22 protein-coding genes are annotated in these 23,743 nt (G+C 67.0%); 10 read left to right on the top strand and 12 right to left on the bottom strand.

Annotated features, from left to right (window positions below; translation table 11 throughout):
* Nucleotides 1-134 precede the first annotated feature (134 nt).
* Complete coding sequence (locus ACIG5A_RS08210) at nt 135-1,034, top strand: alpha/beta hydrolase family esterase (RefSeq protein ID WP_397239197.1); 900 nt, start codon at nt 135-137, stop codon at nt 1,032-1,034.
* Here the strand turns inward: ACIG5A_RS08210 and ACIG5A_RS08205 are convergent.
* The gene (locus ACIG5A_RS08205; protein WP_397239195.1) at nt 1,022-1,627 is read right to left on the bottom strand and encodes a TetR/AcrR family transcriptional regulator; all 606 of its coding nucleotides are present in this window, start codon (nt 1,625-1,627) and stop codon (nt 1,022-1,024) included. The two genes, ACIG5A_RS08210 and ACIG5A_RS08205, sit on opposite strands and share 13 nt — an antisense overlap.
* A gap of 79 nt (nt 1,628-1,706) precedes the next feature.
* On the opposite strand from ACIG5A_RS08205, the gene ACIG5A_RS08200 reads away from it, so the two are divergent.
* Nucleotides 1,707-2,633 carry an esterase/lipase family protein gene (locus ACIG5A_RS08200; protein WP_397239193.1) on the top strand — a complete coding sequence of 309 codons (927 nt, stop codon included), beginning with the start codon at nt 1,707-1,709 and terminating at the stop codon, nt 2,631-2,633.
* Between the two features lie 129 nt (nt 2,634-2,762).
* On the opposite strand, the gene ligD is transcribed toward ACIG5A_RS08200, so the two are convergent.
* Nucleotides 2,763-3,719, bottom strand: a complete 957-nt coding sequence (gene ligD / locus ACIG5A_RS08195; protein ID WP_397240574.1) for a non-homologous end-joining DNA ligase — start codon at nt 3,717-3,719, stop codon at nt 2,763-2,765.
* On the bottom strand, nt 3,716-4,891 hold the full coding sequence (locus tag ACIG5A_RS08190; protein WP_397239191.1) for a cytochrome P450: 1,176 nt from the start codon (nt 4,889-4,891) through the stop codon (nt 3,716-3,718). Before ACIG5A_RS08190 ends, ligD begins: the two co-directional genes overlap by 4 nt.
* A 93-nt stretch (nt 4,892-4,984) precedes the next feature.
* Here ACIG5A_RS08190 and ACIG5A_RS08185 point away from each other — a divergent pair, with 93 nt between their 5' ends.
* Entirely contained in the window at nt 4,985-5,797 is an 813-nt protein-coding gene (locus ACIG5A_RS08185; RefSeq protein ID WP_397239189.1) for an SAM-dependent methyltransferase, read from the top strand.
* Nucleotides 5,798-5,821: 24 nt separating this feature from the next.
* Here the strand turns inward: ACIG5A_RS08185 and ACIG5A_RS08180 are convergent, their stop codons facing one another.
* From ACIG5A_RS08180 to ACIG5A_RS08170, 3 genes are all read right to left on the bottom strand, one after another.
* Entirely contained in the window at nt 5,822-7,411 is a 1,590-nt protein-coding gene (locus tag ACIG5A_RS08180) for a hypothetical protein (protein WP_397239187.1), read from the bottom strand.
* Between the two features lie 247 nt (nt 7,412-7,658).
* Entirely contained in the window at nt 7,659-7,850 is a 192-nt protein-coding gene (locus tag ACIG5A_RS08175) for an MbtH family protein (protein WP_397239185.1), read from the bottom strand.
* 21 nt (nt 7,851-7,871) lie between these two features.
* A complete protein-coding gene (locus ACIG5A_RS08170) occupies nt 7,872-8,780 on the bottom strand; it encodes a DUF5829 family protein (protein WP_397239183.1) in 909 nt (302 codons plus the stop codon).
* 187 nt (nt 8,781-8,967) lie between these two features.
* Between ACIG5A_RS08170 and ACIG5A_RS08165 the strand changes: the two genes are divergently transcribed.
* From ACIG5A_RS08165 to ACIG5A_RS08150, 4 genes are all read left to right on the top strand, one after another.
* Nucleotides 8,968-9,894: a DUF6301 family protein gene (locus ACIG5A_RS08165; protein WP_397239181.1), complete on the top strand. Its 927-nt coding sequence runs from the start codon at nt 8,968-8,970 to the stop codon at nt 9,892-9,894.
* Nucleotides 9,895-9,903: 9 nt separating this feature from the next.
* A complete protein-coding gene (locus tag ACIG5A_RS08160; protein WP_397239179.1) occupies nt 9,904-10,368 on the top strand; it encodes an SRPBCC family protein in 465 nt (154 codons plus the stop codon).
* 263 nt (nt 10,369-10,631) lie between these two features.
* Nucleotides 10,632-11,786 (top strand): lipase family protein, encoded by a 1,155-nt coding sequence (locus tag ACIG5A_RS08155; protein ID WP_397240573.1) that lies wholly within the window; start codon nt 10,632-10,634, stop codon nt 11,784-11,786.
* A 247-nt stretch (nt 11,787-12,033) separates the two neighbouring features.
* Entirely contained in the window at nt 12,034-13,461 is a 1,428-nt protein-coding gene (locus ACIG5A_RS08150) for a lipase family protein (protein ID WP_397239177.1), read from the top strand.
* Between the two features lie 3 nt (nt 13,462-13,464).
* Here ACIG5A_RS08150 and ACIG5A_RS08145 read toward each other — a convergent pair whose 3' ends face one another.
* Genes ACIG5A_RS08145 through ACIG5A_RS08135 form a run of 3 tightly spaced genes read right to left on the bottom strand, consistent with a single transcriptional unit; the run spans nt 13,465 to nt 16,263 of the window.
* Complete coding sequence (locus ACIG5A_RS08145) at nt 13,465-14,340, bottom strand: biotin-dependent carboxyltransferase family protein (protein WP_397239175.1); 876 nt, start codon at nt 14,338-14,340, stop codon at nt 13,465-13,467.
* A complete protein-coding gene (locus tag ACIG5A_RS08140; protein ID WP_397239173.1) occupies nt 14,337-15,002 on the bottom strand; it encodes an allophanate hydrolase subunit 1 in 666 nt (221 codons plus the stop codon). The genes ACIG5A_RS08145 and ACIG5A_RS08140 overlap by 4 nt, the downstream gene beginning before the upstream one ends.
* Nucleotides 14,983-16,263, bottom strand: coding sequence for an MFS transporter (locus ACIG5A_RS08135; protein ID WP_397239171.1), 1,281 nt, complete (start codon nt 16,261-16,263; stop codon nt 14,983-14,985). Before ACIG5A_RS08135 ends, ACIG5A_RS08140 begins: the two co-directional genes overlap by 20 nt.
* 153 nt (nt 16,264-16,416) lie before the next feature.
* On the opposite strand from ACIG5A_RS08135, the gene ACIG5A_RS08130 reads away from it, so the two are divergent.
* Nucleotides 16,417-17,118, top strand: a complete 702-nt coding sequence (locus ACIG5A_RS08130) for a GntR family transcriptional regulator (protein WP_397239169.1) — start codon at nt 16,417-16,419, stop codon at nt 17,116-17,118.
* Between the two features lie 13 nt (nt 17,119-17,131).
* Here ACIG5A_RS08130 and ACIG5A_RS08125 read toward each other — a convergent pair whose 3' ends face one another.
* From ACIG5A_RS08125 to ACIG5A_RS08115, 3 genes are all read right to left on the bottom strand, one after another.
* Complete coding sequence (locus tag ACIG5A_RS08125; protein WP_397239167.1) at nt 17,132-18,040, bottom strand: cutinase family protein; 909 nt, start codon at nt 18,038-18,040, stop codon at nt 17,132-17,134.
* Between the two features lie 143 nt (nt 18,041-18,183).
* A complete protein-coding gene (locus ACIG5A_RS08120) occupies nt 18,184-20,739 on the bottom strand; it encodes an MFS transporter (protein ID WP_397239165.1) in 2,556 nt (851 codons plus the stop codon).
* Between the two features lie 206 nt (nt 20,740-20,945).
* On the bottom strand, nt 20,946-21,608 hold the full coding sequence (locus ACIG5A_RS08115) for a S1 family peptidase (RefSeq protein ID WP_397239163.1): 663 nt from the start codon (nt 21,606-21,608) through the stop codon (nt 20,946-20,948).
* Between the two features lie 264 nt (nt 21,609-21,872).
* On the opposite strand from ACIG5A_RS08115, the gene ACIG5A_RS08110 reads away from it, so the two are divergent.
* Nucleotides 21,873-22,256 carry a DUF5313 family protein gene (locus ACIG5A_RS08110; RefSeq protein WP_397239161.1) on the top strand — a complete coding sequence of 128 codons (384 nt, stop codon included), beginning with the start codon at nt 21,873-21,875 and terminating at the stop codon, nt 22,254-22,256.
* A gap of 400 nt (nt 22,257-22,656) precedes the next feature.
* Nucleotides 22,657-23,724, top strand: a complete 1,068-nt coding sequence (locus ACIG5A_RS08105; RefSeq protein ID WP_397239159.1) for an alpha/beta fold hydrolase — start codon at nt 22,657-22,659, stop codon at nt 23,722-23,724.
* The last annotated feature ends 19 nt before the right edge of the window (nt 23,725-23,743 follow it).

Raw genomic sequence — 23,743 nt, 5'->3', positions numbered from 1 at the left:
GCTCCAGACATATTCCACCCGGTTCCGCGCCGCGGAACTCCTCCCACATTCGAGCGTACGACCACTCGCGATTGCGGACAACGCAATATTCGAGACCGGTCTTGTCGAGATCTGTTTCGTGACATAGTGATTCGATGTTGTGGGTTCGCAGCATCGCGCTATTCGCCATCACGCTATGTGCCATCGGTGCCACCGCCTGTGATTACGGCTCGTCACAGCAGGCATCCTCATCTACCGTCGCCGCTCCATCAGAGGGCAGGCCCGCTCCGGGTGATCAGACCGTCAACCTGGAATTCGGCGGGAAGACACGTTCCTATGTCGTCCATGCGCCACCGGGTTTCAACGGCAACACCGCGTTGCCGCTGGTGGTTTCGCTGCATCACCGTCCGGGTGACGCAGCGCGCAGTGCCACGCTCACGGGTTGGAACGCCAAGGCGGACAAGGAGAATTTCCTCGTTGTGTATCCCGAGGGATACAACTCCGCCTACAACGCGCTCATCTGCTGCGGCGGGGAGGATGACGTCGGCTTCATCAAAACCATTGTTGCCAGCATGATTTCGAAGTGGAAAGTCGATCCGAGGCACGTGTATGCGGCGGGCATCTCCAACGGCGGTGACATGTCGTTCAAACTCGCGGTCGAGCTGCCCGGCACCTTCGCCGCCATCGCGCCGGTCAGCGGCGGCTTCATCGGCCAGACGGCGGAGCAGCCGACCTACACACCGAAGACGCCCGTCTCAGTGATCACCTTCCTCGGCGGCAAGGACAGCCATTTCGCGCGCATCGACGCCGGGATCAACCAGTGGCAGGCGCGGCTCGCGTGCGCTCCCGTCGGCGAGCCCGCGGGCTTGGACAAGGGGATCACCCTGGCGACCGCGAAATGCGCCGACGGCAGCGACGTGCAGACCTACCGGCTACCGGAGATGGGGCACGCCTGGCCCGGCGCGTCGCGCGGCGACCTCACCGCCCCGGACGCCGGGCTGAACGCGACCGACCTCGTCTGGGACTTCTTCAAAGCCCACATTCATGGCGCATAGGCCTGGAGGTAGCGAGTCATGGCCAGCCGGGCCTCGGCAATGACGGCCGGGTCACCGTCGGGCGCGTGGTGATAGGCGAGTTCGAGGATTCGATCGCCGAGTTCGACGGCCACCTCGGTGATCAACGGGGCAGTACCGGGGCGCAACAGGTTTCGGTCGAGCAGTAGCGCGTGCACCATGCCCGCCAGCCTGCGGCGGTGCTCGCGGCCGTCGAGCGGGGCGCCCGCGGCGCGGTTGGTGTAGTAGATCGCCACGATTTCGGGGTGGGCGCGGTAGTGGGCGCCGTGCATGGCGACGATCTGATCGACCGCCGCGGGCAGCGTAGTCGCGTCGACGGTGGCCAGCTTCCGCGCCATCTCCTCATCCAGCCGATCGACTTGGCGTGCGGCGAGTTCGGTGAGCACCGCCTCCCGATTGCCGAAGTACTGGTAGACCGAGGCGACCGGTATCTCGGCGCGGTCGGCGATGGCGCGGGTGGTGACCACCGCGGTGCCACCCTCGTCGAGTAATGCCTGCGCGGCCCACAGAATCTGCTCGACGCGGGCGCGGCTGCGGCGCTGCACCGGCGCGCGGCGGCTAGGCGGCTCCTCCATGGATCTCCCAAAAAATGTGAATGTGAATAATGTTCATGTTAGCGTGGCGGCGCTGCACCTCGTCGTCGTGAAGGTTCCCATGAAGTACGCACGCTTGTTGTCCGCGCTCGCCGCCTTGGTCACCGTCGCTCTCGGCGCGGGTACCGCCGACGCGGAGGTGCTGCCGGTCCCCTACGGCAACGGGCCGATGCTGCGCATCGCGCAAACCGATTGGGAGGGAGCGGTTCCCGGCGCCAACGACTACTCGTGCACACCGTCCGCCGAACATCCGGAGCCGGTCGTGCTCGTCGGCTCGACCTTTCTCTCCGAGGCGGTCAACTGGACCGCGGTCGCGCCCTACCTGCACAACCAGGGTTACTGCGTCTACTCGCTGAACTACGGCCGCACGATGTACCGAGTTCCGCCGGGGCTCAACGGAATGGATCCGATTCCGGTATCGGCGCCCGAGGTGAGCGCGCTCGTCGATCGAGTGCTGCGAGCGACGGGCGCGGCGAAGGTGGATCTCGTCGCGCATTCACAGGGCGGCGTGGTCGCCCGCTACTACCTCAACGAACTCGGCGGCGTCGGCAAGGTGGACCAGGCGGTGCTGCTGTCCTCGCCGTACACCCTGACCGGCCTGCCGGTCGACGTCACCGCCGTTGCGCGCGAGATCATTCCGAAGCCGCTGTACGACGCCATCCTGTACAACGGCGCGATCGCACCCATCGGATTCAACCTGCTCGACCCGTGGGCCGTCGGCAAAGCCCAAGTGCTGCAACCGAATATCCGCTACACCCAAATCACCGACATCACCGACGAACTCGGCCTCTACGGCGGCATGCGAGTCCCCGCCGGCGCGAACAACGCGACGACGCAATACATCAACGACATCTGCCCCACCGATTTCTCCCAGCACTTCGCCCAGCCGTACTCACCGACCGCGGTGGCCATGATCGGCAACGCGCTCGACCCGGCACATCCGGTGGTCCCGCCATGCACGGTGGTCCCGCTGTATTCCCTCGGGTGAGCGCTGGGACGTACTGGTCGTGATTGTGGAGGCCGTCGAAGTAGTGCGGATGCCGTCGACGTCGGCGATACCGCCGAGCGGGGCGCGTCGTACCAATCGAATTCGATGTGGGCATGTTCGACAGCTGGGTCAGGTGTCCTGTCGGCGGGCACGGGCTCGGCGCTTTCCCTCGTGCATGGCCTGAACTCTGGCGACGGGGATGGTGTGGCCTTCCTCGAGGAGGTCCGCCGGAATCTTCTGGGGGGCAGGCATTTCGGTGAGCCAGGGGTCGCCGTCGCCTAGTAGGTCCGGGGCGGTCCGGATGGTGAAGTCGGTGGGGGTGATGTTGTCGATATCGTTCCAGGACAAGGGGAATGAGACCGGGGTTCCCGGGCGGATGCGGGGGCTGTATGCGGCGACGACGGTGGCGCCGCCTGCACGGGTGGAGTCCAGGAAGACCTTGCCGCCGCGGTCTTCTCGGATGAAGGCGGTGGTGGCCAGGACGGGGTCGAGGCGTTCGGCGCGGGCGGCGATGGCGCGGGTGGCCGCGGCGGCGTCTTCGATGGGGATGCCCGGTTCGACAGGAACGAAGACATGTAATCCCTTGGCGCCACTGGTTTTTATCGCACCGGCGAGGCCGTCGTCGGCCAGTGCGGCGCGGATGAGCTTCGCGGCGGCGACCGCCTGGCCGAAGTTCTCGCCTTCCGGCGGGTCGAGATCGAGGACGAGATGAGTCGGGCCCTTGGTGTGGTCGGTGAGCAGCAGCGTGGTGTGATACTCGACGGCGCGCTGGTTGCCGAACCACAGCAGGGTGCGCAGGTCGTCGCACAGGGCGTAGGTCACCTCGCGGCGCGAACTCTCGGCCCACATGGTCACCCGGTGCACCCAGTCGGGGGTGTACTTGGGCAGGTTCTTCTGCATGAAGGGTTCCTGGCCCGGCCGGATCCGGATGACCGAGAGCGGCCGGTCACGCAGCTGCCTGGTCATCCGGTCGGCGGCGAATTCGAGGTAGCCGACCAGGTCGCGCTTGGTCGCCGCCGCGCCGTCGAACAGCGGCTTGTCGAGATTGGTCAGCGTGACACCGGCGCGCACCTCGTCGGCCATCAGCGCGCCGTCACCGTGGTGGGCAGCGAGGCGAAACCGCGGTTGTTGGAGGCATGGATACGGCGCACATTGTCGACGTCGACCTCGTAGTCGGCGATCGCGGCGACGAATTCCTGCAGCGCGACCCGCAGTTCCAGCAGCCCGAGATTCGAGCCGAGACAGTGGTGCCTGCCGCTGCCGAAAACCAGCGACGCACTGGTGTCCCGATCAATATCGAAAACATCGGGCCGGTCGAACACCTCGGGATCCCGATTGGCCGAACCGGTGAGCAGCACCGTCTTGGCGCCGGCCGGGATGGTGACGCCGTGCAACTCGACCGGCTCGGTGGCCGTCCGCAAGATCATCTGCGTCGACGGGTCGTAGCGCATCGATTCGGCGATCCAGTCGTCGACGCGTCCGTCGAAGGCCTTGCGCCGCTGGTCGGGATGCCGCGCCGCGGCATGCCAGACATTGCCGAGGGTGAGCATGGCGGTTTCGATGCCCGCGCCGACCAGCAGGATCAGCACGCCGACGATTTCCTCCGGCGTCAGCCGGTCGTCAGCCTCGGCGGCGTCGAGCAGGCCCGAGATCAGGTCGTCGCCGCGGTGTTTGCTGCGCGCGATGGTCAGCTCGGTGTAGTAGCCGATGATCGTGCCGATGGCCTGCACCGCCTCGGGCCGCAGATCGGTGGACTCCTCGTCGGAGTACATGATCTCCATGCCGAGCTTGCGAATCATCTCGCGGTCGGATTCCGGGACGCCGACCAGCTCGGAGATCACATCGGTCGGGAAAGGCCCGGCGAAATCGGTCATCAGGTCGAAGCTGCCCGCCGCGACCAGCGGTTCGATCATGGTGCGCGCCATGGTGCGCAATCGCGGTTCGAGCGCCTGCACCCGGCGGGCGGTGAATGCCTTGGCCACCAATCCGCGCATGCGCGTATGTTTCGGCGGGTCCATCGCGACAAAGGAAAAGAACTGCTCGGCCTGCGGACCCCAGAACGCCGGTTCCATCCGCAGCCCGTTCACGCTGGAGAAACGCGTGGAATCGCGCAGCGCGGCGAGCACATCCGCATGTCTGGACAACGCCCAGAAATCATCGGTCTCGTTCCGGAATACCGGCGCCTGCTCGCGTAGCCTGGCGTAGTACGGGTACGGATCATTGTGTACGTCGAAATCGTACGGGCTGTACTGCAACATGAGGGGCCTTCCCGACCCGGCGCGGACCTGACCGCTACCGGTTCGCAACTCGAGCTGACATCATGACAGTAGTCGAAATGAATTGAGGGCGTTGTGAACTCGAAACCGCCGGCGTCTGGAATAGATGTAACCAAGCCGCACCCCGCGCGCAGGTACGACTACTGGCTCGGCGGCAAGGACAACTTCGAGGCCGACCGGGAATCGGCGGATATGGTGGCCGAGGCGTTTCCGACGATACGCCTGGCCGCACTGGAGAACCGCAATTTCTTGCGGCGAGCGGTCAGCTATCTGGCCGCGGAGGCGGGTATCCGGCAGTTTCTCGATATCGGCGCGGGCCTGCCGACGGCGGGCAATGTGCACGAGATCGCGCAGGGCATCGCCCCCGAATCGCGCATCGTCTACGTCGACAACGACCCGATCGTGCTGGCACACGCGCGTGCCCTGCTGCACAGTGCCCCGGAGGGCGCGACCGCCTATCTCGACGCGGACGTCCGCGATCCCGAGCACATCCTCACCCATCCCGACCTGCTGAAAACCATCGATCTGGGGCAGCCGGTCGCGATCATGCTCGTCGCGGTCATGCACTTCATCACCGATGACATCGGCCCGTACGGGCTGGTGCGCAAGCTGTGCGACGCACTGCCCTCGGGCAGCTACCTGGTGATGTCCCATGCCACCAGCGATCACCTCACCAAGGAGGATCTCGCCGAGACGAACGAGGCGAACCGGCGCAGCGGTGTGCCGTTCCGCCTGCGTTCCACCGAGGAGTTCACTCGGTTCTTCACCGGATTCGACCTCGTTCCGCCCGGCATCACCTCGGTGACGGCATGGCGGCCGGAGGTTTGGCGCGCGCACCCGAGGGCCGAGGCCGTCTCGATGCTCGGCGCGGTGGCCCGCATTCCCTGAGCAGGTCCGCGGGCCCCTGCGCGGCTACGAGGAGGATCGCTGCTTGCCTGCCCTTGCCCTCCTGCGCTCGGCCTGCAACTCGGCGAGTTCCTGTTCCAGGATCTCGGCGATCCGGAACTGACCCGTATCGTGCACGTCCGGAGTCCGGACGACCTGCAAGTCCGGTGCGGGCTTGCTCGAGGCCGCCGGTTTGACCGGCGCGATCGGTTCGACCGGCGCGGGCTTCCGGTTCACCGCGGTGACCGGCGTGGTCGCGATCGGTGCGGTGGTGATCGGAATTTCCGCCGTCACGTCGAGATCGACCGGCACGCTCGGCTTTTCGACCTTCGCGGCCGCGACGGGGCGGGTCTTGCCGTTCCCGTTCACCGGCGCGGCGGTCTGCTTCGCCTGCTGCTGCGCCACCGCCTTCTGCGCCACCACCTTCTGCGGTGCCGCCACCTTCTGCGGTGCCGCCACCTTTTGCGGTGTCGCCTTGACCGGTGCCGCGGCCTTCGCCGGCGCCTCGGGCGCCTCATCCAGGTCCTCGCCCACCGGTTCGGGCCGCACCTTGCGTACGGCCGCGCCGTTCTTGTGACCGTTCACCCGCCCGTTCGTCGCGACAACGGGTGCCGTCGCTTCGTCGTCGGCGGGCGCGATGATCTCGATCTCCATCGCCTCGGTGTCGTCGAACTCCTCGAACTCCTCCAGTTCTTCGAGCTCTTCGAGCTCCTCGACCTGCGGCTGCGCCTTGGCGGTAGCCGCCTTGACCGCCGCGGCCTGCTCGGCGACCTGAGCCGCCTTCTCGGCCAGCGCGGTCAAGCGCAGGCTCGCCGCCGAAGGCAGCGAACGCCGAATCCGCTCGGCGGGATCGGGCAGTTCACGGACCTGCTCGGTGGCCCGCGTGATGGCCAGGCCGTACCGCGCGCTCGCGGCATGGTGGATGAGCAGCGAGACACCGATCATCACCGGCGCGACGGCGTGCACGGCCGTCTCGTACCATTGGCCGGCACGTAGATACGGGTAGGTGTTGAGACTGACGGTCAGTGCCAGCAGCGCCATTTCGGCCGCGGCGACCTGCCTGCGGCTGTCGACGACCCCCCATTCGGCGACCTTGTTGGTGCCGATCATGATGATGATCAGGCACACGCTGATCATCGCTTCGAGCAAGTAGCTGAACCAGTACAGCGGATCCCCCGGCCCGCCTGGTGCGATGTTCTGCTGAACGTTCACCGCCGACCACAACATGCCCGCCCCGACCACGCCGGCCAGTGCGCGCAGCGACCACGCCCGGTGCCGGTATAGCGACGCCAGCTTCGCATGCGGGCTGGACTCACGTCGCTGTGCGGCAATCGCCTTCCTGGCGAGTAGTAGATCGCGCATATCGGCCTTCTCGATCGCTTCGGTGGTCTGTCGCGCGCGGTCGGAGGCGGAGGCGACGGCCTGCGCCTCTTTCCAGCGCTGTCCACGGTCCTGCTCGCGAATCCGTTCGGCGAGTTCGCGTTCGGCGAACAGCTCGTCTTCGGACAGTGCTTCGGTCAGTGCGGGATCGAACTGGTACGCAAGCCGACCGCGGGCCTTCTCGACCCGTCTAGCCAGCTGCTTGACCTCGTCCTCGATGGGATGCTCTATGGTCACTTCGACTCCCCTTCGGGGAGATCGCATGGCAGACAAATGATCACGCGTGGGAACGGCACCCTGACATTCATAGTCGATGCACCGTTGCCAGCGAAACTGTTGATTTGCCGTGACCCCGGTCGTTACGGCGTGCCGCGGGCGACACACTGAGGTTTTAGGGAGTTACCGGGCGGTATCGGCGTGGCGGCTTGCTCTACCGCCTCGGACATACCAGACAAAACCGCTGGCCCGGAGAATCCCCGCGGGGCTAGGACTTTCGCCCGCCGCGCATGCTCAGCGGAGTCATATCCGTCCACACCCGCTCGATGTGCTCGAGGCACTGCTCCCTCGATCCTTCGAACCCCTCGGCCAGCCAGCCCGCGGGCAGCGGCACGTCGGCCTCCCAGAGGGAGTACTGCTCTTCGCGATTGACGACGACCAGATAGCGCGCTTCGTACATGTCACCGTTTCCTTTCTTCGTTCACGTCTTCGTTCCTGCGGCGACTCCGGCCAGCGGCGTGAAGGTCCATACCGCCGAACGGCCATCGGGAGCGATCTCCAGGCGGGAGGTGTCGCCGAAGCGGAACGCGGTGCCGATCAGCGGCGGTTCGGTCAGCGCGACGGTGATCGACAGCACCCCCTCGGGCGCACTGTCGTCGACCACGATGCGCAACTCGAACGCCGGACCGTACAGAATCCGCTGTCCGCGAACGGATTCCATCGCATAGCCGAGGGTGGTCAAGGTAGCGGCGAGCACCGTCGCGCGGCGCGGCCGCAGGCGGACGGTGACGCCGGTGATATCGCGCAGCCGATGCTCCGGCGCGGGCGGACTACCCAGTGCCGCATCGAGATACGCGGCCCGCCGCAGGGTACCGTCCGGGCGGCGCGGCACGCCGAGCACGGCGAGGTATTCCGGTGTCACCTCACCGAGGAACACGGTGAACGGGCTGTGCGCGCCGAAGTCGGGGCGCAGCAGGTGGTACCAGGGCCGCAGATCGGTCTCCCGCGGCGCCGCACGGCAGATCAGCTCGTAGCACGCGGAGAATTCGGGATCGCGCTCCAGCAGTTCACGCGCCCGGCCGATCGAGCCTGCGGTCTGGAACGAAAAACACAGTCCGCCGGTAACTCCAGGGAGCACCGGCGCCGCGGCATGAAAGAACTCGACCAGCGTATTGCGGCAGGCGAGGCCGACCGAACCATAACCATCCGCCGTCGAGCCCGTCGCGCCTTTTATCGCGAAACGGCCGAATTGCTCTGGTAACAATACGGATTCGATTACTCGGCGATGTGCGCCCGGATCGAGTGACACCATGACCCGATCCAGGACCGGGATCGGAAAAGCCCGGTCTACCTGGACAGCACCGTATTTCGGCACTTCGGGCACGGCCATGGAGAAATCCCGCCTTCGATTCAGGGAATTCACGAACAAGCATGTCCGTGGCCGATTGCCTACGCCACCGTTCGGTTCAGTGGCCGAACCTCGCGATCCACCGAACGGACCGGCGGGCGAGTGCGCACCTTTGCCCCCAGAACTATTGGGCCGCAGCCGATACCGGCATGCCCGTAGCATTTCCCGAGTGCATGTTGATATAGCTGGAGTGGCAAAAGCCGCCACCGTCGCCGCCGGATTCGACTGGCGGTGGTCGGCCGACGATCTGCCCCGGTTCTGCGCGGCCGCCGGCTGGCAGGTGGCCGACGAACGGCCGCGGATGGTGCGCCTGACCACCAACCTCGATGTCGAGCGACCCGCGGCGGCGGCGATCGGGTCCTACCACACCGGCGACGACGGCCAGCGGCTCCTGGTGGAGTATGTGACGCTCACCGTCGCCGATATCGCCACCGAATCCGCCGAGGTACTGGCCGGATCACGCACCGAGATCTCGGCGCGGCTCACGACCGAACTCGGTCCGGGACACCGCATTCGGAGCGGTGCGCGTTCGGCGCTCACCTGGGAGCGTCCGGCCGTGACGATCCGGGTGGTCGCCGATGAACAGTCGATCGCCCTGGAGTTCGCCAATCCACACTGCCCGGCGCCGCCGCAGCAGCGCGGTAGCGCCGATCCGCATGTCGGCGCCGACGATTGGCCGCGATTCACGACGGCATTGGCCCACACCCTGTCCCGCATGCCCTACGACGGCTTCCTCGTTCTCAGCACCGTCGGCAACCGGTACGCGCAGTTCCGCATGCGGGCCGACCGGCTGTTCTGCGAAATCGTCGGCAACGACTACCTCGACGAGGAATTCCGCGTCTCGCCCGCCGACGAGACCACGATGGCCGAGACCGGCTGGCGATCCGGCACGGGAGGCGGTGATGCCAACTGGCACCTCGATATCGAGCTGCCCGCGTCGTTCGGGGTGTACGACGCGGCCGCCGCCCGAGTGACCGTCGCTCTGCGCGACATCCTGCGCGTACCGACCCCGGACCTGCTCGAGCTCAGAACCTGGGTCGACGACGCCCGCTGGGAACTCGACAGCAGTCTGTTGACGGCCGCCCGTCAGCGGTAGCGTGCGGTCATGCAGGACAGTGTGACAGTGCGGATGACCGCTCCCGCCGAACGGATCTGGGAGCTGGTCAGCGATATCAGGAATACCGGGAAGTTCAGTCCGGAGACCTTCGAGGCCGAGTGGCTCGGCGGCGCGACGGGCCCGGCCGTCGGGGTGAAGTTCCGCGGGCACGTCAACCGCAACGGCTGGGGCCTGAAGTATTGGACCGTCTGCCGCATCGTCGCCTGCGATCCCGGACGCGAATTCGCCTTCACCGTCCTCGGTCCCGGCAACACCCCGGTCAACACCTGGACATATCGCTTCACCCCCGTCGATGGCGGCACCGACGTCACCGAATCCTTCCGCCTCGAACAGTCGTTCCCCCTTCGCATCTACTCCCTCATCGCCGGTCGCTCCCGCACCAGGACCAACGTGAACGGCATGCGCGAGACACTGGAGCGCATCAAGGCCGTCGCCGAGCAACCCGCACCGTAAACCCCCCGATACACTACGGGTGCCAGTGGCGCACTTGGGAAATTGCACATTGCGGGGCGTTACAGGGTGTGATTGATCTTGCAAAAACGTGGGAAACGTGCGTGCCGTTGGGTATTGGCTTAGGGTCTGCGCCAGGTGGCGCTCGACCTGTGGCAAACCGGCTGTGCCGCTGGGGCATCGCCGCCGCCGTGCAGCCGGCCACTGCTCGACCGAACGAAGGAAATACGCACTTGTCCCGGAAGCCGAGAAGGATCCTCACTGTCCTGCTCTGCCTAGTAGCGGTTGGTTCACTGACCAAAACGGCATCGGCCGACCCCCTGTACCCCACCCCTGATCCCGACGCGTTCTTCACCGCGCCCGCGGATCTCGAGGCACGCGCACCAGGCGACGTGGTGCGCACCCGCAAGATCGACTCCGGGCCCTATGTCGGCACCACGGGATGGCAGATCGCGTTCCGCTCCACCAACTCCGCGGGCCACCCGATCATGGCCGCGACCACCGTGCTGCTCCCCAACGGCGTGCGCAATCCCCCACTGGTCTCCTACCAGGCGCTGATCAATTCGCTGGGCAGCAAATGCAATCCGTCGCGATCGATGTTCAACGGCGAACTGCAGGACGCGGTCGGCGCCATGCTTCCGGTCAGCCGCGGCTGGGCGATCTCGCTGCCCGACTACCTCGGCCCGACCGTCGCCTACGGCGCGGCCAAGCTGAGCGGCATGGTCACCCTCGACAGCGTCAGGGCCGTGCAGCGGGCCACCGAACTCGGGCTCGCGGATTCGAAGGTCGCCATCGCGGGCTACTCCGGCGGCGGTATGGCCTCGGCATGGGCCGGAGCACTGCAGCCGACCTACGCACCGGAGCTGAAGCTCGCCGCCGTCGTGGCGGGCGGTATCCCGGCCGACCTGGAGCAGATGGCGCTCAGCCTCGGCTTCGAACCGCATCCCGGCTTCGGGCTCGCCTTCGCGGCCGCCATGGGCCTGGAACGCGAATACCCTGAGCGACTGCCGATTTCGGCCCAGCTCAACGAGGCGGGCCGCTGGTTCCGCGAATTCACCCACGACGAATGCCGCCGCTTCCTGCTGTTCCACGGCGCGTTCCGCAGCGCCGAGCAGCTAGCCGCGTCGAAGAGCCTGATGGACAGCCCGGAGGCGCGTGCGGTGCTGCGAGAGAACAGCCTTCGCTACTTCGACGGCGTGCCCACCGCACCGATGTACATGTGGCAGGGCGTCTACGACACGCTGACGTTCTTCGAACCGGTCAAAGAGGTCGCCGACCACTACTGCCGCGCAGGCGTACCGCTGACGTTCGCGCCCTACGAGATAGCCGAACATATGACGACGGCCGTCGCGGGTTTCCCCGACGCCTGGAATTACGTCGAAGCCCGTTTCCGCGGCGATCCGGTGACCACGCACTGCTGAATTCACCGACATAACCCATACGAAGGCCCGGTCCCCATGGACCGGGCCTTTTCTATTCGCGGACGCGGCGCGCAAATCCGACGGGTTCAACGATGACGCGGGTAGGTTGACAACGCCGAGCTTCACATGCGCGGAATTATCTTTTCGATCCGACGCGGTACTGCACTGTCTCTGTCCGGCACGAACTCACAGGTGGTGTGTCTTGAATTGTCTGCGGACCGTAGCTGCCGTCTTGGCGGCCGGTTGTGTGTTGGCGATAGGTCACGCACCGGCGACCGCCGATTCGGGTTTTCCGAATATCCCCGGTCTGCCCGGCCTGCCCAAGGATTCTGGTCCGAGCCCACTGCAGCAATGGATCGATCAACATATTCCGTCGCCGATCGCTCCGGCACCGGTGGTGAAATCCCCCGAACCGGCCACCGATCGACCCGCGGATTCCCCCGGACCGCGCAAACTACGGCCCGATATCTCGGCGCTGTGGCATTCGGTGCTCGCCGCTCCCTCCGGCGATCCACTCTTCGATGAATGGCCGCGAAATCTCGACGCGCTGAAACCCGGCGAGATCGTCGAATGGCGCGATGTCACCTGGCCCGCCGCGCTGCTGGTGCTGGTGCCGATCCAGCGCGCGGTACTGCTGAAGTACCGCACCAGCGACGCCTCCGGCGCGCCCTCGTTCGCCACCGCGACGCTGGTGATTCCCGCCGCGCCGTGGACCGGCAACGGCACACGGCCGGTGATGGTCAACGCGTTGCCGATCAATTCGCTCGGCAGGCGCTGCACACCGGGTTACGCGATGGCGCACGGATTCCACAGCGACTTCAACGGCGGCGATTTGTTCCCGCCGACCACCGGGTGGGCGGCCAGCCGTGGCTATGCGGTGCTGATTCCGGACCACGAGGGCCCGTGGATGTCCTATGCCGAACCGAATGTCGCGGGGCACGCGATGCTGGACGCCATTCGCGCGGTGCGCGCGATGCTGCCCGACCAATTCGGTGAAAGCCGTTATGCCATGGGCGGATATTCCGGCGGCGCGATCGCCTCCTATGGCGCCGCCATGCTCGTCGACGAATACGCGCCGGAACTGTCGAAGGTGCTGGTCGGTGCGACGATGGGCGGACTGGCCACCGACTATCGGAAGATCGCGCACCGTTTCAACGGCAATTCCGCTTCCGGCATTCTGCTCGCCGCCACCCTGGCCATCGCGCGTGAGTATCCGGAAATCCTCTCGCGAATGAATCATCTGGCGCAGTGGGTGGCGAGCTCACCGTTCAAGGACACCTGCGGCACCAGCAACGGCCCGCTCGGCGCGATCGGCCTGCCCATCGAGGTCGCGGCCAATATCGCCAATCCGCTCGACGGTGAGATCGCCGAAACGATCTACCGGCAGACGAATCTGACCGGCCGCACCTCCGGTACGCCGCTGTACGTCTACCACGCCGCGCACGATTTCTGGATCCCGATCGAGGGCGCCGACGAGCTGTTCCACACCCAGTGCGCGCGCGGCGTCCCCGCCGTGTACCGCACCGAACCCGGTGAGCATGTGATCGCGCTCGGCGTCGGTTTCGGCGGTGCGATCAACTGGCTCGACGCGCGGCTGCGCGGCGATACCGCGCCGAACGAATGCCCCGTGGCGCCGAAGGAGACGAAACCGACTGGGCAGCAACCGATCCGGTGACCATCACGGCTGTGACGGCACGAACCTGATGTGCTGTCCCGGCCGCGCCTGGGCGAGCAGGTCGACATCGGCGGCGAGCACGGTGCCGACGACCGGATAGCCGCCGGTGATCGGATGGTCGGCGAGAAAGACCACCGGCTCACCGCTCGGCGGCACCTGGATCGCGCCGAGCGGCATGCCCTCGGTGGGCAACTCCCTGTCGTCCACCCGGCGCAGTCCCGCCGCACCCTCGGGGCGGGCCAGCCGCACCCCGACCCGGTCGGCCCGGTCGGTGACCTGCCACGAATCGCGGAAGAGCACTCGGGCGTCGGCGAACCAGTCGTCGCGCGGCCCGAGCAGCACCCGGGCGGTGACGACACCGGATTCGACCGCGGGCACGGGCGCGACCTCGACATTCGGCCACGGCAGTCGGCCCGCGGGTGCGACGGTGATCTCCGCTCCCGCCGCCAGCGGCTGCGGGCCGATCCCCGCGAGCGTGTCCCGGCTGCGCGAGCCGAGAACCGGTTCGACGGTGATCCCGCCGCGCACCGCGACGTACACCCGCAGCCCGGCGGTCGCCATCCCGATGCGCAGCCGCTGATCCGGCTGCAACGCGATGACCGACGAATGTCCCTGGGGCACACCGTCGACGGTGATCGCCGCCTGGGCGCCGGTAACCGCGAGCAGCACCGGCGCCTCGGCACGCAGTTCGAGTCCGCCGAGCAGGGTTTCGATCCCCGCGGCCGCTTCGTCGTTGCCCACCAGCCGGTTCGCCAGTTTCAGCGACCGCCGGTCGGCCGCGCCGGACACCCCGACACCGACCGAGAACCAGCCGGGCCTGCCGAGATCTTGAATGGTGCTTAGCGGCCCCACGGCCAGAACCCGCAGTGCGACCCTCATGCGCCTGCCTCCTCGATGAACCGGACCTTGGTACCCGGCCGCAACAGCGAGGGTTCGGCCCGCGCGAGATCCCACAGGTCGATATCGGTGCTGCCGATCAGTTGCCAGCCGCCGGGCGAGCGCCGCGGGTACACGGCACTGTATCCGTCGGCCAGCGCCACCGAGCCCGCGGGCACCGAGGTGCGCGACTCCACGCGCCTCGGCACCGCGAGCGGCGATTCAGCGGACTCCAAGTAGCCGAAGCCCGGCGCGAATCCGACGAAGGAGCAGCGCCACAGCGCGCCGGTGTGCGCCGTGATCACCTCGCGGACACCGATGCCCAGATGCGCGGCCACGTCCTCCAGGTCGGGCCCTTGATAGCGAACCGGAATGGTGACCACCTCATCTTCGGCGCGCGCACGGGCTTCGCCGGCGAATGTCCCTGTCTCCCCGAGCATCCGGCGAAGCCGCTCGGTGACCGCGGTGCGATCGGCGGCCTCGGTCAGCGTGACGAGAACGGTCCGCGCGGCGGGCAGCACATCGTGCACGCCGTCGGGCAATCCGAAGCGGAGGGCATCGACGAACATGGACAGGTCGGCCTCGTCATCGGGGTCGACGAGGACCGACCTGTCACCCGCGGGCAGGATCCGCGGGGTCCGGTGCTCAAGCGAGTTCGCGGCCACGGGTCTCCGGTAGTCCGAACAGCGCGAGGACGGCGATCAGGTAGCCGAGTGCGCCGAACATCATGGCGCCGGCCAGCCCGAGCGTTGTCGAGGCCAAATAGCCGACGGCCGTGGGGAATACGGCGCCGACCGCGCGGCCGAAGTTGTAGGTGAAGCCCTGTCCGGTGCCGCGCGAGGCGGCCGGGTACAGCTCGGAGAGGAACGAGCCGAAGCCGGAGAAGATGGCCGAGGTGCAGAACCCGAGCGGGAAGCCGAGCAGCAGTACCGCGGTGTTCGCGCCCGCGGGCACCTGGATGTAGGCGACCATGAACAGCACCGAGAGCACGGCGAACAGCTGCATGGTGCGCTTGCGCCCGAGCTTGTCGGTGAGGATGCCGCCGGTCACGTAGCCGAGGAAGGCGCCGCTGATCAGCAGGAACAGGTAGCCGCCGGTACCGACCACGGTCAGGTGGCGGCTCTTCTTCAGATAGGTCGGCAGCCAGGTGGCCAGCGTGTAGTAGCCGCCCTGCACACCGGTGGCGAGCAGTGAGGCGAAGAACGTGGTCTTGAGCAGGTCACGATTCCAGATGGCACGGAACGAACCGGCTTTCGCGCCCGCGGATTCGCGGCGCTGGGTGACGGTCTCGGAATCGGTCAGGTTGCGCCGCACCCATACGATCAGCAGCGCGGGCAGCGCACCGGTCCAGAACAGCACTCGCCAGGCCATATCCGCGCTGACGAATTGGAAGACCAGCGTGTAGACCACCACCGCGAGGCCCCAGCCGACCGCCCAGGAACTCTGCACGAACGCGACGGCCCGCCCGCGATATTTCGACTGTGCGTATTCGGCGACCAGAATCGCGCCCGCCGCCCATTCACCGCCGAAGCCGAGACCCTGTAATGCGCGGAATACCAGCAGCGTTTCGTAATTCGGCGCGAAGCCGCACAGCACAGTGAAGACCGTGTAGGTCGCGACCGTGACCTGGAGCGTGCGCACCCGCCCGATCTTGTCCGCGAGGATGCCAGCCAGCGCGCCGCCGAGCGCGGAGACCAGCAGCGTCACCGTGGTGAGCAAGCCTGCCTGCCCGGTGCTGATGGCGAAGTACGACGAGATGGCGCCGAGCGCCAGCGGTAGGACCTGGAAATCGTAAGCATCCAAACCGAATCCGCCGAACGCGCCGAGGAAGGCGCGTTTGCCCTTGGCGCTCATGGTCCGGAACCAGTCGAATGGTTGCTCCTGCGCGGCCGGGCCCGCGGTGGAGACGTGGGTGGGAGTGCTCATGATGTCTCGCAATGTTCAAGTGGAGCGATCTGCGTCACAGTAGACTACGGATCGTTCAACGATTCTGCAATCCTCTAGTTGGATTGTCGGGGAGAACAGCGCGATTGCGTTATGCTCGAAACCGGAATAGCTACTGGTCAGCGGAGGGTTTCGATGACGTCACCGGTCGGTGCACCCGACGCCGCATACGCGGCGCTCTCGGAGCAGAAGGGCCTGCTCACGCGCGCCAGCCGCAGTTCACAAACCGCCGACATCGTGCGGGCGAGCATCCTCGACGGGACGCTGCGCCCCGGCACCCGGCTATCCGAGCCGGATATTTGTGCCGCACTCGGCGTGTCGCGCAACACGCTGCGCGAGGCGTTCCGCTCGCTGATCGAGGAGCGCCTGGTCAACCACGAACTCAATCGCGGTGCGTTCGTGCGCATTCCGACCCCGGAGGACGTGGCCGAGCTCTATCAGGTGCGCCGGATCATCGAGGGCGCCGCGATCCACAACTACGATCCAGCCAGCCAGACGCCCGCCGAGCTCGCCGCTGCGCTGGCCCGCGCGGATGCCTGTGCGGCCGTTCAGGATTGGACCGGGGTCGGCACGGCCGACATCGACTTCCACAAGGCCATCGCCGCACTCAACCGCAGCGGCCGCCTCGATCAGCTGATGGCGAGCGTGTGGAACGAGCTGCGGCTGGTCTTCCTGGTGATGGCCGATCCGTTCCACGAGCCGTATCTGGCCCGCAATCACGAGATCCACCAGACCTTGGCCAGGGGTGACCTGGCCGAGGCCGAGCGGATGCTCGCCGAATACCTCACCGATGCGGAGACGCAGATCCGCACCGCCTACGAGCGGATCGTCTCGTAGGGTCGTCGGACCGTCAGGCCATCGACGCGAGCCACTCCTGCATCCAGGAGGTCGCCGACTTGCCGCCGTCGACCCGATAGGTGCCGTACACGATGTGCGCGCCGGAGCTGTAGAACTGCTGCAGCTGCCGGGTGCGCTGCGGCCCGGCGAATTCGACGAGCTGACTCTGCAGCAGCGGCACGCCGCCGCGCGCCATCAGATCGCCGACGATCGCCCCGAGCTCCTGCGGGTACCGCCACGCGCTGGCGATATCGGGCCTGGAGGTCTGCGCGAGGAATCCGGCGAACCGTGCGACGAAATCGTCCGCGGGCGTAGCGCAGTAGAGATCACCGATCGCGCAGATCGTCCTGGTCTGCGGGCCGACGTAGCCGAAGCCGCCGATGCGCGGGCCCCCTGCGCCCGCGCCCGCGACCGGCGGCCCGACGAGCGCGTCGTGCGGCGCGCGCCGCGGATCGGAGATGAGGCCGACCGCCGCGATCCGGTTCGGCGCGATGGCGCCGGTGCCGGTACCGATCTCGGCGGCGAGATCGCCTGCCGCGTCGGCGCCCTGGCTGTAGCCGACCAGCGCGATCTTGGTCGCGCCGCACTGCTGCGTCATCGCGGTCGCGAGGCCGCGGGCATTGTCGACGGCCTCCTTCTTCGACGCGCCGTACACCTCGGCCTCCCACGGGAACGCGGTGGCGGCATACGAGACATAGTCGACGCGCACGGAGGCGGGCAATCCGCGAGTTACGCCACCGAGCATGCCGGGATTGGCGCGCTTGCCATCCGGTTTATCGGAGGTTTCCCACGTACCGGGAATCGCGATCACATATAAATTCGGACAATTCGATTCGGCGACGGCGGCGCCGCCGCCGAAGGTCATACCGGATACCACCGCGGCGACCACACCGATCACCACGCTGAACCTCGAAAATCGCATACCGCCTTGCTCCTTCGATAAGAGTCGACGCGGGACTGACCCCAGAGGCCTGTTCTGAACTCGCCGGATACGGTAACCCGACTCCGTGCCACAGGAGTGGCACTTAGTGAGATCAATTTCCGGTGCCGCGCGAAATATGCGATCTACTCGGTGGGCAATCTCGTTTCACAATTACGAATTCCACTCCAGTCATCAGGTCCGTAACCGAGCCGCACGTCATGGGCCACCTCGCCGCCCGCCACGACGACCCGGCTGGACACCGGCGGGTAGCCGCGCGCGAGCACGGTGTAGTGCCCCTCCGCCAGGTCGGTCACCACGTAGCGGCCGTGCTCGTCGGTGCGGGCGACGGCGGTCAGATCACCCTGCGCGTCGAGCACGGTGATCTGGACATCGGACACCGCGCGGCCGCCGTCGGACCATGCCGAGCCGACCAGAACGGCCTTGGGGGACAACTCGATATCGTGGCGCAGCAGTCCGCTGTCCGGCACGGTCAGCGTGAGCGCACCGGGGCGCATATGTTCGGCGACGGCCACCAGGGTGTACGTGCCGGGGACCACGCCGTGGCAGACGTATCCGCCGTCGCCCGAGGTGATCGCGGCGCCGACGACCTCGCCGTGCTGATCGGTCAGCGTGACGGTGGCACCGACGAGCGGGGTGCCCCGGCCCGCCGATCTGACAACGCCAGAGAGCTCACCGGAACCCATCAGCGTGACGTCGAGCCGCTGGGTGCGGTGCCCGACGGTCACGCTCACCGCCGACGGCTGATGACCGGGCGCGGAGACGATCAGCACATAGTCGCCCGCCGTCGGCGGCTCGATGCGATAGCCGCCGTCGGCCGCGCCGGGCACCCGCGCGACCTGCCGTCCGCCCTGATCGATCAGGGTCAGCACGGCGTCGGGCACCGGGCGGCCGTCCTCGCGGCGCACCGATCCGTGGACCGCGTGGCCGTCGTATTCCGTTGTCGGCGTGTCGGTTTCCGGTGAGGCGATATAGACACCCGGTCCGTCGCGATCGATCGAGATATGCGCGACGGCGGCGAGCACCGGTTCCGGTTCGATCGGCGATTCGGCGGCGTCCTCCCACGCCTCGTCGTCCCACTCCAGCGTCGCCACGCTCGGCACGGCCGAATCATCCTGGAGCGGAATCTCTTTCATGAACAGCAGCACGAAACAGGCAAGCAGCGACACCGCGGCGGCGGTGTAGAAGACGCCGTGCATGGCGTCGGTGAACCCGACCAGGATCGGCACGCGCACCTCGTCGGGTAGCGCGGCCATTCCGCTGGTGTTGGTTTGCAATTCGGCGAGCCTGGTCGCGTCGAATCCCGGCGGCAGCGCACCACCGAACGCGTCGACGATCCGGTGCGGCAACAGATTGAACAGGATGGTCAGGAATACCGCGACACCGAGGGTGCCGCCCATCTGCCGGAAGAAGGTGGACGCCGCGGTCGAAACACCCATATCCGAACGCGGGCCCGCGTTCTGCGCCGCGATGATCAGCGTCTGCATGCAGCCGCCGAGCCCGAAGCCCACCACCCCGGCGTACACCAGCGGCTGCCACAGCGGGCTGTCGTAGAGCACCCGCGCGAACAGCGCCGAGCCGATCGCGATGCCCAGCGAGCCGAGGATGGGCAGGAACTTGTACCGGCCGGTGAATTTGGTGATCCACCCGGCGATCTGCGAGCCGACCGTGATGCCGAGCACCAGCGGCACCATCAGCAGGCCCGCCTTGGTCGGCGAATACCCACGCACCACTTGGAAATACTGCGGCACCATGACGATCGCGCCGAACATCGCTACGCCGATGATGAATCCGCCCGCGATGGTCACGGTGAACGTCGAACTCTTGAACAGCCGCAGCGGAATCAGCGCCGCGTCCTTCATCAGGAATTCGATGATCAGGAACAGCAGCAGTCCACCGGCCGCGATCCCGTAGCAGACCAGCGCGCGATCGGAGGTCCAGCCCCAGTGGCGGCCCTGCTCGGCCACGATCAGTTGCGGCACAACGCAGATCGTCAATGCCAGCGCACCGAACCAGTCGATCCGCTGACGCTGTCTTCGGTGCGGCACATTGAGCGCCTTGCTGACCACCGCGAGCGCGAGCACGCCGATCGGCACGTTCACCAGGAACACCCAGCGCCACCCGTCGATGCCCGCCAGGTTGTCGTAATCGGAGAAGAAGCCGCCGAGTACCGGGCCGAGTACCGTGGCCGTGCCGAACACCATCATGAAATAGCCCTGGTAACGCACCCTTTCGCGGGCGGGCACGATATCGCCGATGATGGTGAACGCCAGCGACATCAGCCCGCCGGCGCCCAGGCCCTGGAACGCACGGAATCCGGCGAGCTGATACATCGACGTGGCAAAGGTGCAGGCCACCGAGCCGATGATGAACAGGCCGATCGCCGTGAGATAGCAGGGCTTTCGGCCGTAGATGTCGGCGAGCTTGCCGTAGAGCGGCGTGGCGATGGTCGCGGTGATCAGGTATGCCGTTGTCGCCCACGCCTGTTCGTCGAAACCATGCAGGTCGTTGGCGATGCGGACGATGGCGACGCTGACGATGTTCTGGTCGAGCGCGGCCAGGAAGACGCCGAGCAGCAGCCCGGACAGAATCGACAGGATCTGCCGGTGCGACAGTGACGCGCCAACGCCTGTACCCAGTTCCGGCCCCGCTGCCGGTGCCTGGATGGTGGAATTCGTCATGTAGGAGCCCTGCTTCTGATCGGCTGACCGGAGGTGACGCAAAACCCACTGCCGCGCCGATCGAGCAGGCGAGCGCAATCAAGCCATGCGCCCCAAGCGATCTGCTCATATCTACTGCTGGTGAAGCCATCGGCAAGCAACAGTTAGCGAAGCGTACCGCTGCCGAAAACCGACCCGTAAGGACGCCCCCTGTCCGAAAACCGAATCTACAGTGGGCGGTAGCCTGCGCCGATGCCGTCGCGGCTGTCGAGGTCGGCGAGGATCGCGCTGATGTTGGTGCCGACCTCGGGGCCGAAGCAGCCGACGGCGAGGTAGGCGTTGACCATGCCGACCAGGGTGGTGCCGACCATCACCGGTGCGCCGGAATCGCCTTCGAGGACACACATTTGGGTCCAGGTCTCATGGTGCTTCGCCCGCAGATCACCCCAGGCGACACCGCAGCTGGTGCCGGTGGTGCGGCCCTTCTTGCAGACGATCGTCGGGAAGCGGGCCGGGTCGCCGGTGTCGAGGATGGTGGTACCGCCGACCCGGGACACCGGGTCGATCCGGTTCGGGTCGAATTCGATGAGCGCGTAGTCGAGCGCGTCGTCGGAGAACACGAAGCGGCCGATCACACCGTAGTTGGGGTCGGCCTCGGCGATGACCTTCGAACCGGCGTGCCCGCAATGCCCCGCGGTGAGCCCGACCAGCCGGCCGTCGCGGTCGCGGCCGACGGTGGTGAGGGTGCACTGGGCGCGGCTATCGATGACGATCCCGGAGCCGCCGCCGACCGAGGGTGCGTACTGATCGGCGCTCGCCGTGCCTGCCCCCGCGCTCACCAACACCGTCGCGGTGGCGAGGATAGCTGCGGTCGTGCCGGGCGCGTTCATATTCCTCCGAGTGGTGGCGGGGCTTAGGAGCGTTTGCGCACACAGCCGCACGGATCGACGCGCCGTACGGATACCGCTTGTTCCTTCGACCAAACGTCAAGGGTCCTCTCTGTTCAGCGTATCTACCAGCCGCCGACCGGTGTTGTCATGCGTCTCACGTTTCGCCCGGTTCGTGTCGACCGGTGCGCGATCATAGGTCCGGTCTATGCATAGGCAGGTCAGCGACGGCTACCAGGCGCCCTGACCTGCGGCAACACTCGAGGTATGACATCGAGGACTCAGCGACGGCCCAACCCGATCCAGTGGCTCGGCTACGCCTTCGGGCGTCGCCTGCCCGATTCGATGATCGACTGGGTGCGCAACGACCTGACCGGTAAGCACGCCTACGCGCGCCACCTGATTCGGGGAATGGTGCCGTTCACTCCCCTGTTCGCGGCGTTCCTGATGTTCCCCGGCGCGCTGTGGCTGCGCGGTGCGATGACATTGCTCGCGCTGATTCTCGCGCTGTTCTACTGCGCGGCCTACATGTCGTTGAACCGCCCGCACCGGCTCGCCCAGCACGGGCTGCCCGCCGACCTGGAAAACCCCGAGCAGATGCGGCGGCACGCCATCGAGCGCGCCAGGTACGCGGCCAACCATCCGCGCTGACGGCGTCGGACGCGACGGGCCGGTCCGCCTCGACACCTGGTCCGGCGACCGCGTTCCGAACAACCCGCCTGGGACATCCTCCGAGAGGATGACGGCTGCTCCGCCACTCGGCCGACGCGAGCGGATCGGTGTCGGGCCCATGCTCGGAGCCGACCATCGATTCGCCCCGCGGCATCGTCCGGCAAGCGGATCGTCGCGGGGCACACAGTGCCCTCATCGAACAGAGGTGGCTATGCGCCCGATTCGCGCGTGGTGTTCGGTGCTGACAGCGGCGGCACTCCTGTCGGCAGCCTGTGCGGGCACACCGACCGAACGTTCGGCTCCGCAACCCACTTGGACCGCGTGCGAGGGGATTTCGGATGCGCGGCGGGCGTGGGAGTGCACGACGATCAGCGCACCGTTGGACCATCGCAACCCCGATGGCGACGCGATCGATCTCGCGCTGATCCGCACCCGCAGTGCGGATCCCGCGCGACGGCTCGGCTCACTGGTCTACAACCCCGGCGGCCCGGGGGGATCCGGTCTGGAGACGGTCACCCAGATCGCGGACAGGCTCGGAGATGTGCTCGATCGCTACGATCTGGTGTCCTGGGACCCGCGTGGCGTCGGCCGTAGTACGGCCGTACGCTGCGGGAATTCCGCACTCCCTGAACGAGTTCCGCGCACAGACGCCGAGTGGGCAGCATTGGATTCGCTCAGCGCGCGGTTCACCGACTTGTGTGCCGCCGAGTCCGGACGGCTGCTGCCGCATATCGGCCTGTTCGATTCGGCCCGCGATATCGACCTGGTTCGCGCCGCCGTCGGCGACGAGAAGCTGAACTATCTCGGCGTCTCCTACGGCGGCCAGCTCGGCGCCGCCTACGCGACACTGTTCCCGCACCGCGTCGGCCGAATGGTGCTCGACGCACCCGGCTCCCCCTTACGGAATTTCCGGCAGAGCCTGCTCGACCAGTCCGAAGCCAGTGAACGAGCACTACGCCGCTTACTGGGCTACTGCACATCGAAAAGCGAGTGCCCACTTGGCCTTTCCGAATCGGACGCGCTCGCCCGCATCGATGAATTCCTGGCACGGACCGACTCGGCGCCGCCACCGACCACCGGCAACGGCGCACCACTCACCCGCCCGATCGCGGTCGCCGCACTCGGCATCGGCATCGCCGCACCGGAATCGTGGCCCCAGCTGATCACCGCACTCGCCAAGGCCTTTGCGGGCGACGGCGCCGAACTCGCCACTTACGCAGATCTCTTCACCGGCCGCCGCCCCGACGGCTCCTACTCCAATTTCGCCGCGATCAACACCGCCGCCAACTGCGCCGACTACCCCGACACCTACACCGCCGCCGAACTGCGCGCCCTGCTACCAACTTTCGCCGAGGCCGCACCGCATTTCGGCGAACTCACCGCCCTGCGCCTGCTCGAATGCACCCGCTGGCCCATCCACGGCGTAGGCCGCGCCCCGATCGGGTGACGGCCATGGCGCGTACGGC

This window comes from Nocardia sp. NPDC052566, from assembly GCF_044547285.1.
Classification (GTDB): domain Bacteria; phylum Actinomycetota; class Actinomycetes; order Mycobacteriales; family Mycobacteriaceae; genus Nocardia.
Note: the sequence above shows the minus strand (reverse complement) of the source record. Positions and strands in the feature narration are given on the sequence as shown.

What these genes read in the sequence shown, in the direction of transcription:
- ACIG5A_RS08145 (WP_397239175.1), bottom strand. Translation starts at nt 14,340, where the DNA reads ATGAGGGTCGCACTGCGGGTTCTGGCCGTGGGGCCGCTAAGCACCATT.
- ACIG5A_RS08125 (WP_397239167.1), bottom strand. Translation starts at nt 18,040, where the DNA reads ATGCGATTTTCGAGGTTCAGCGTGGTGATCGGTGTGGTCGCCGCGGTG.
- ACIG5A_RS08170 (WP_397239183.1), bottom strand. Translation starts at nt 8,780, where the DNA reads ATGGCCGTGCCCGAAGTGCCGAAATACGGTGCTGTCCAGGTAGACCGG.
- ACIG5A_RS08110 (WP_397239161.1), top strand. Translation starts at nt 21,873, where the DNA reads ATGACATCGAGGACTCAGCGACGGCCCAACCCGATCCAGTGGCTCGGC.
- ACIG5A_RS08200 (WP_397239193.1), top strand. Translation starts at nt 1,707, where the DNA reads ATGAAGTACGCACGCTTGTTGTCCGCGCTCGCCGCCTTGGTCACCGTC.
- ACIG5A_RS08160 (WP_397239179.1), top strand. Translation starts at nt 9,904, where the DNA reads ATGCAGGACAGTGTGACAGTGCGGATGACCGCTCCCGCCGAACGGATC.
- ACIG5A_RS08130 (WP_397239169.1), top strand. Translation starts at nt 16,417, where the DNA reads ATGACGTCACCGGTCGGTGCACCCGACGCCGCATACGCGGCGCTCTCG.
- ACIG5A_RS08120 (WP_397239165.1), bottom strand. Translation starts at nt 20,739, where the DNA reads ATGACGAATTCCACCATCCAGGCACCGGCAGCGGGGCCGGAACTGGGT.
- ACIG5A_RS08135 (WP_397239171.1), bottom strand. Translation starts at nt 16,263, where the DNA reads ATGAGCACTCCCACCCACGTCTCCACCGCGGGCCCGGCCGCGCAGGAG.
- ACIG5A_RS08175 (WP_397239185.1), bottom strand. Translation starts at nt 7,850, where the DNA reads ATGTACGAAGCGCGCTATCTGGTCGTCGTCAATCGCGAAGAGCAGTAC.
- ACIG5A_RS08210 (WP_397239197.1), top strand. Translation starts at nt 135, where the DNA reads ATGTTGTGGGTTCGCAGCATCGCGCTATTCGCCATCACGCTATGTGCC.
- ACIG5A_RS08190 (WP_397239191.1), bottom strand. Translation starts at nt 4,891, where the DNA reads ATGTTGCAGTACAGCCCGTACGATTTCGACGTACACAATGATCCGTAC.
- ACIG5A_RS08115 (WP_397239163.1), bottom strand. Translation starts at nt 21,608, where the DNA reads ATGAACGCGCCCGGCACGACCGCAGCTATCCTCGCCACCGCGACGGTG.
- ACIG5A_RS08205 (WP_397239195.1), bottom strand. Translation starts at nt 1,627, where the DNA reads ATGGAGGAGCCGCCTAGCCGCCGCGCGCCGGTGCAGCGCCGCAGCCGC.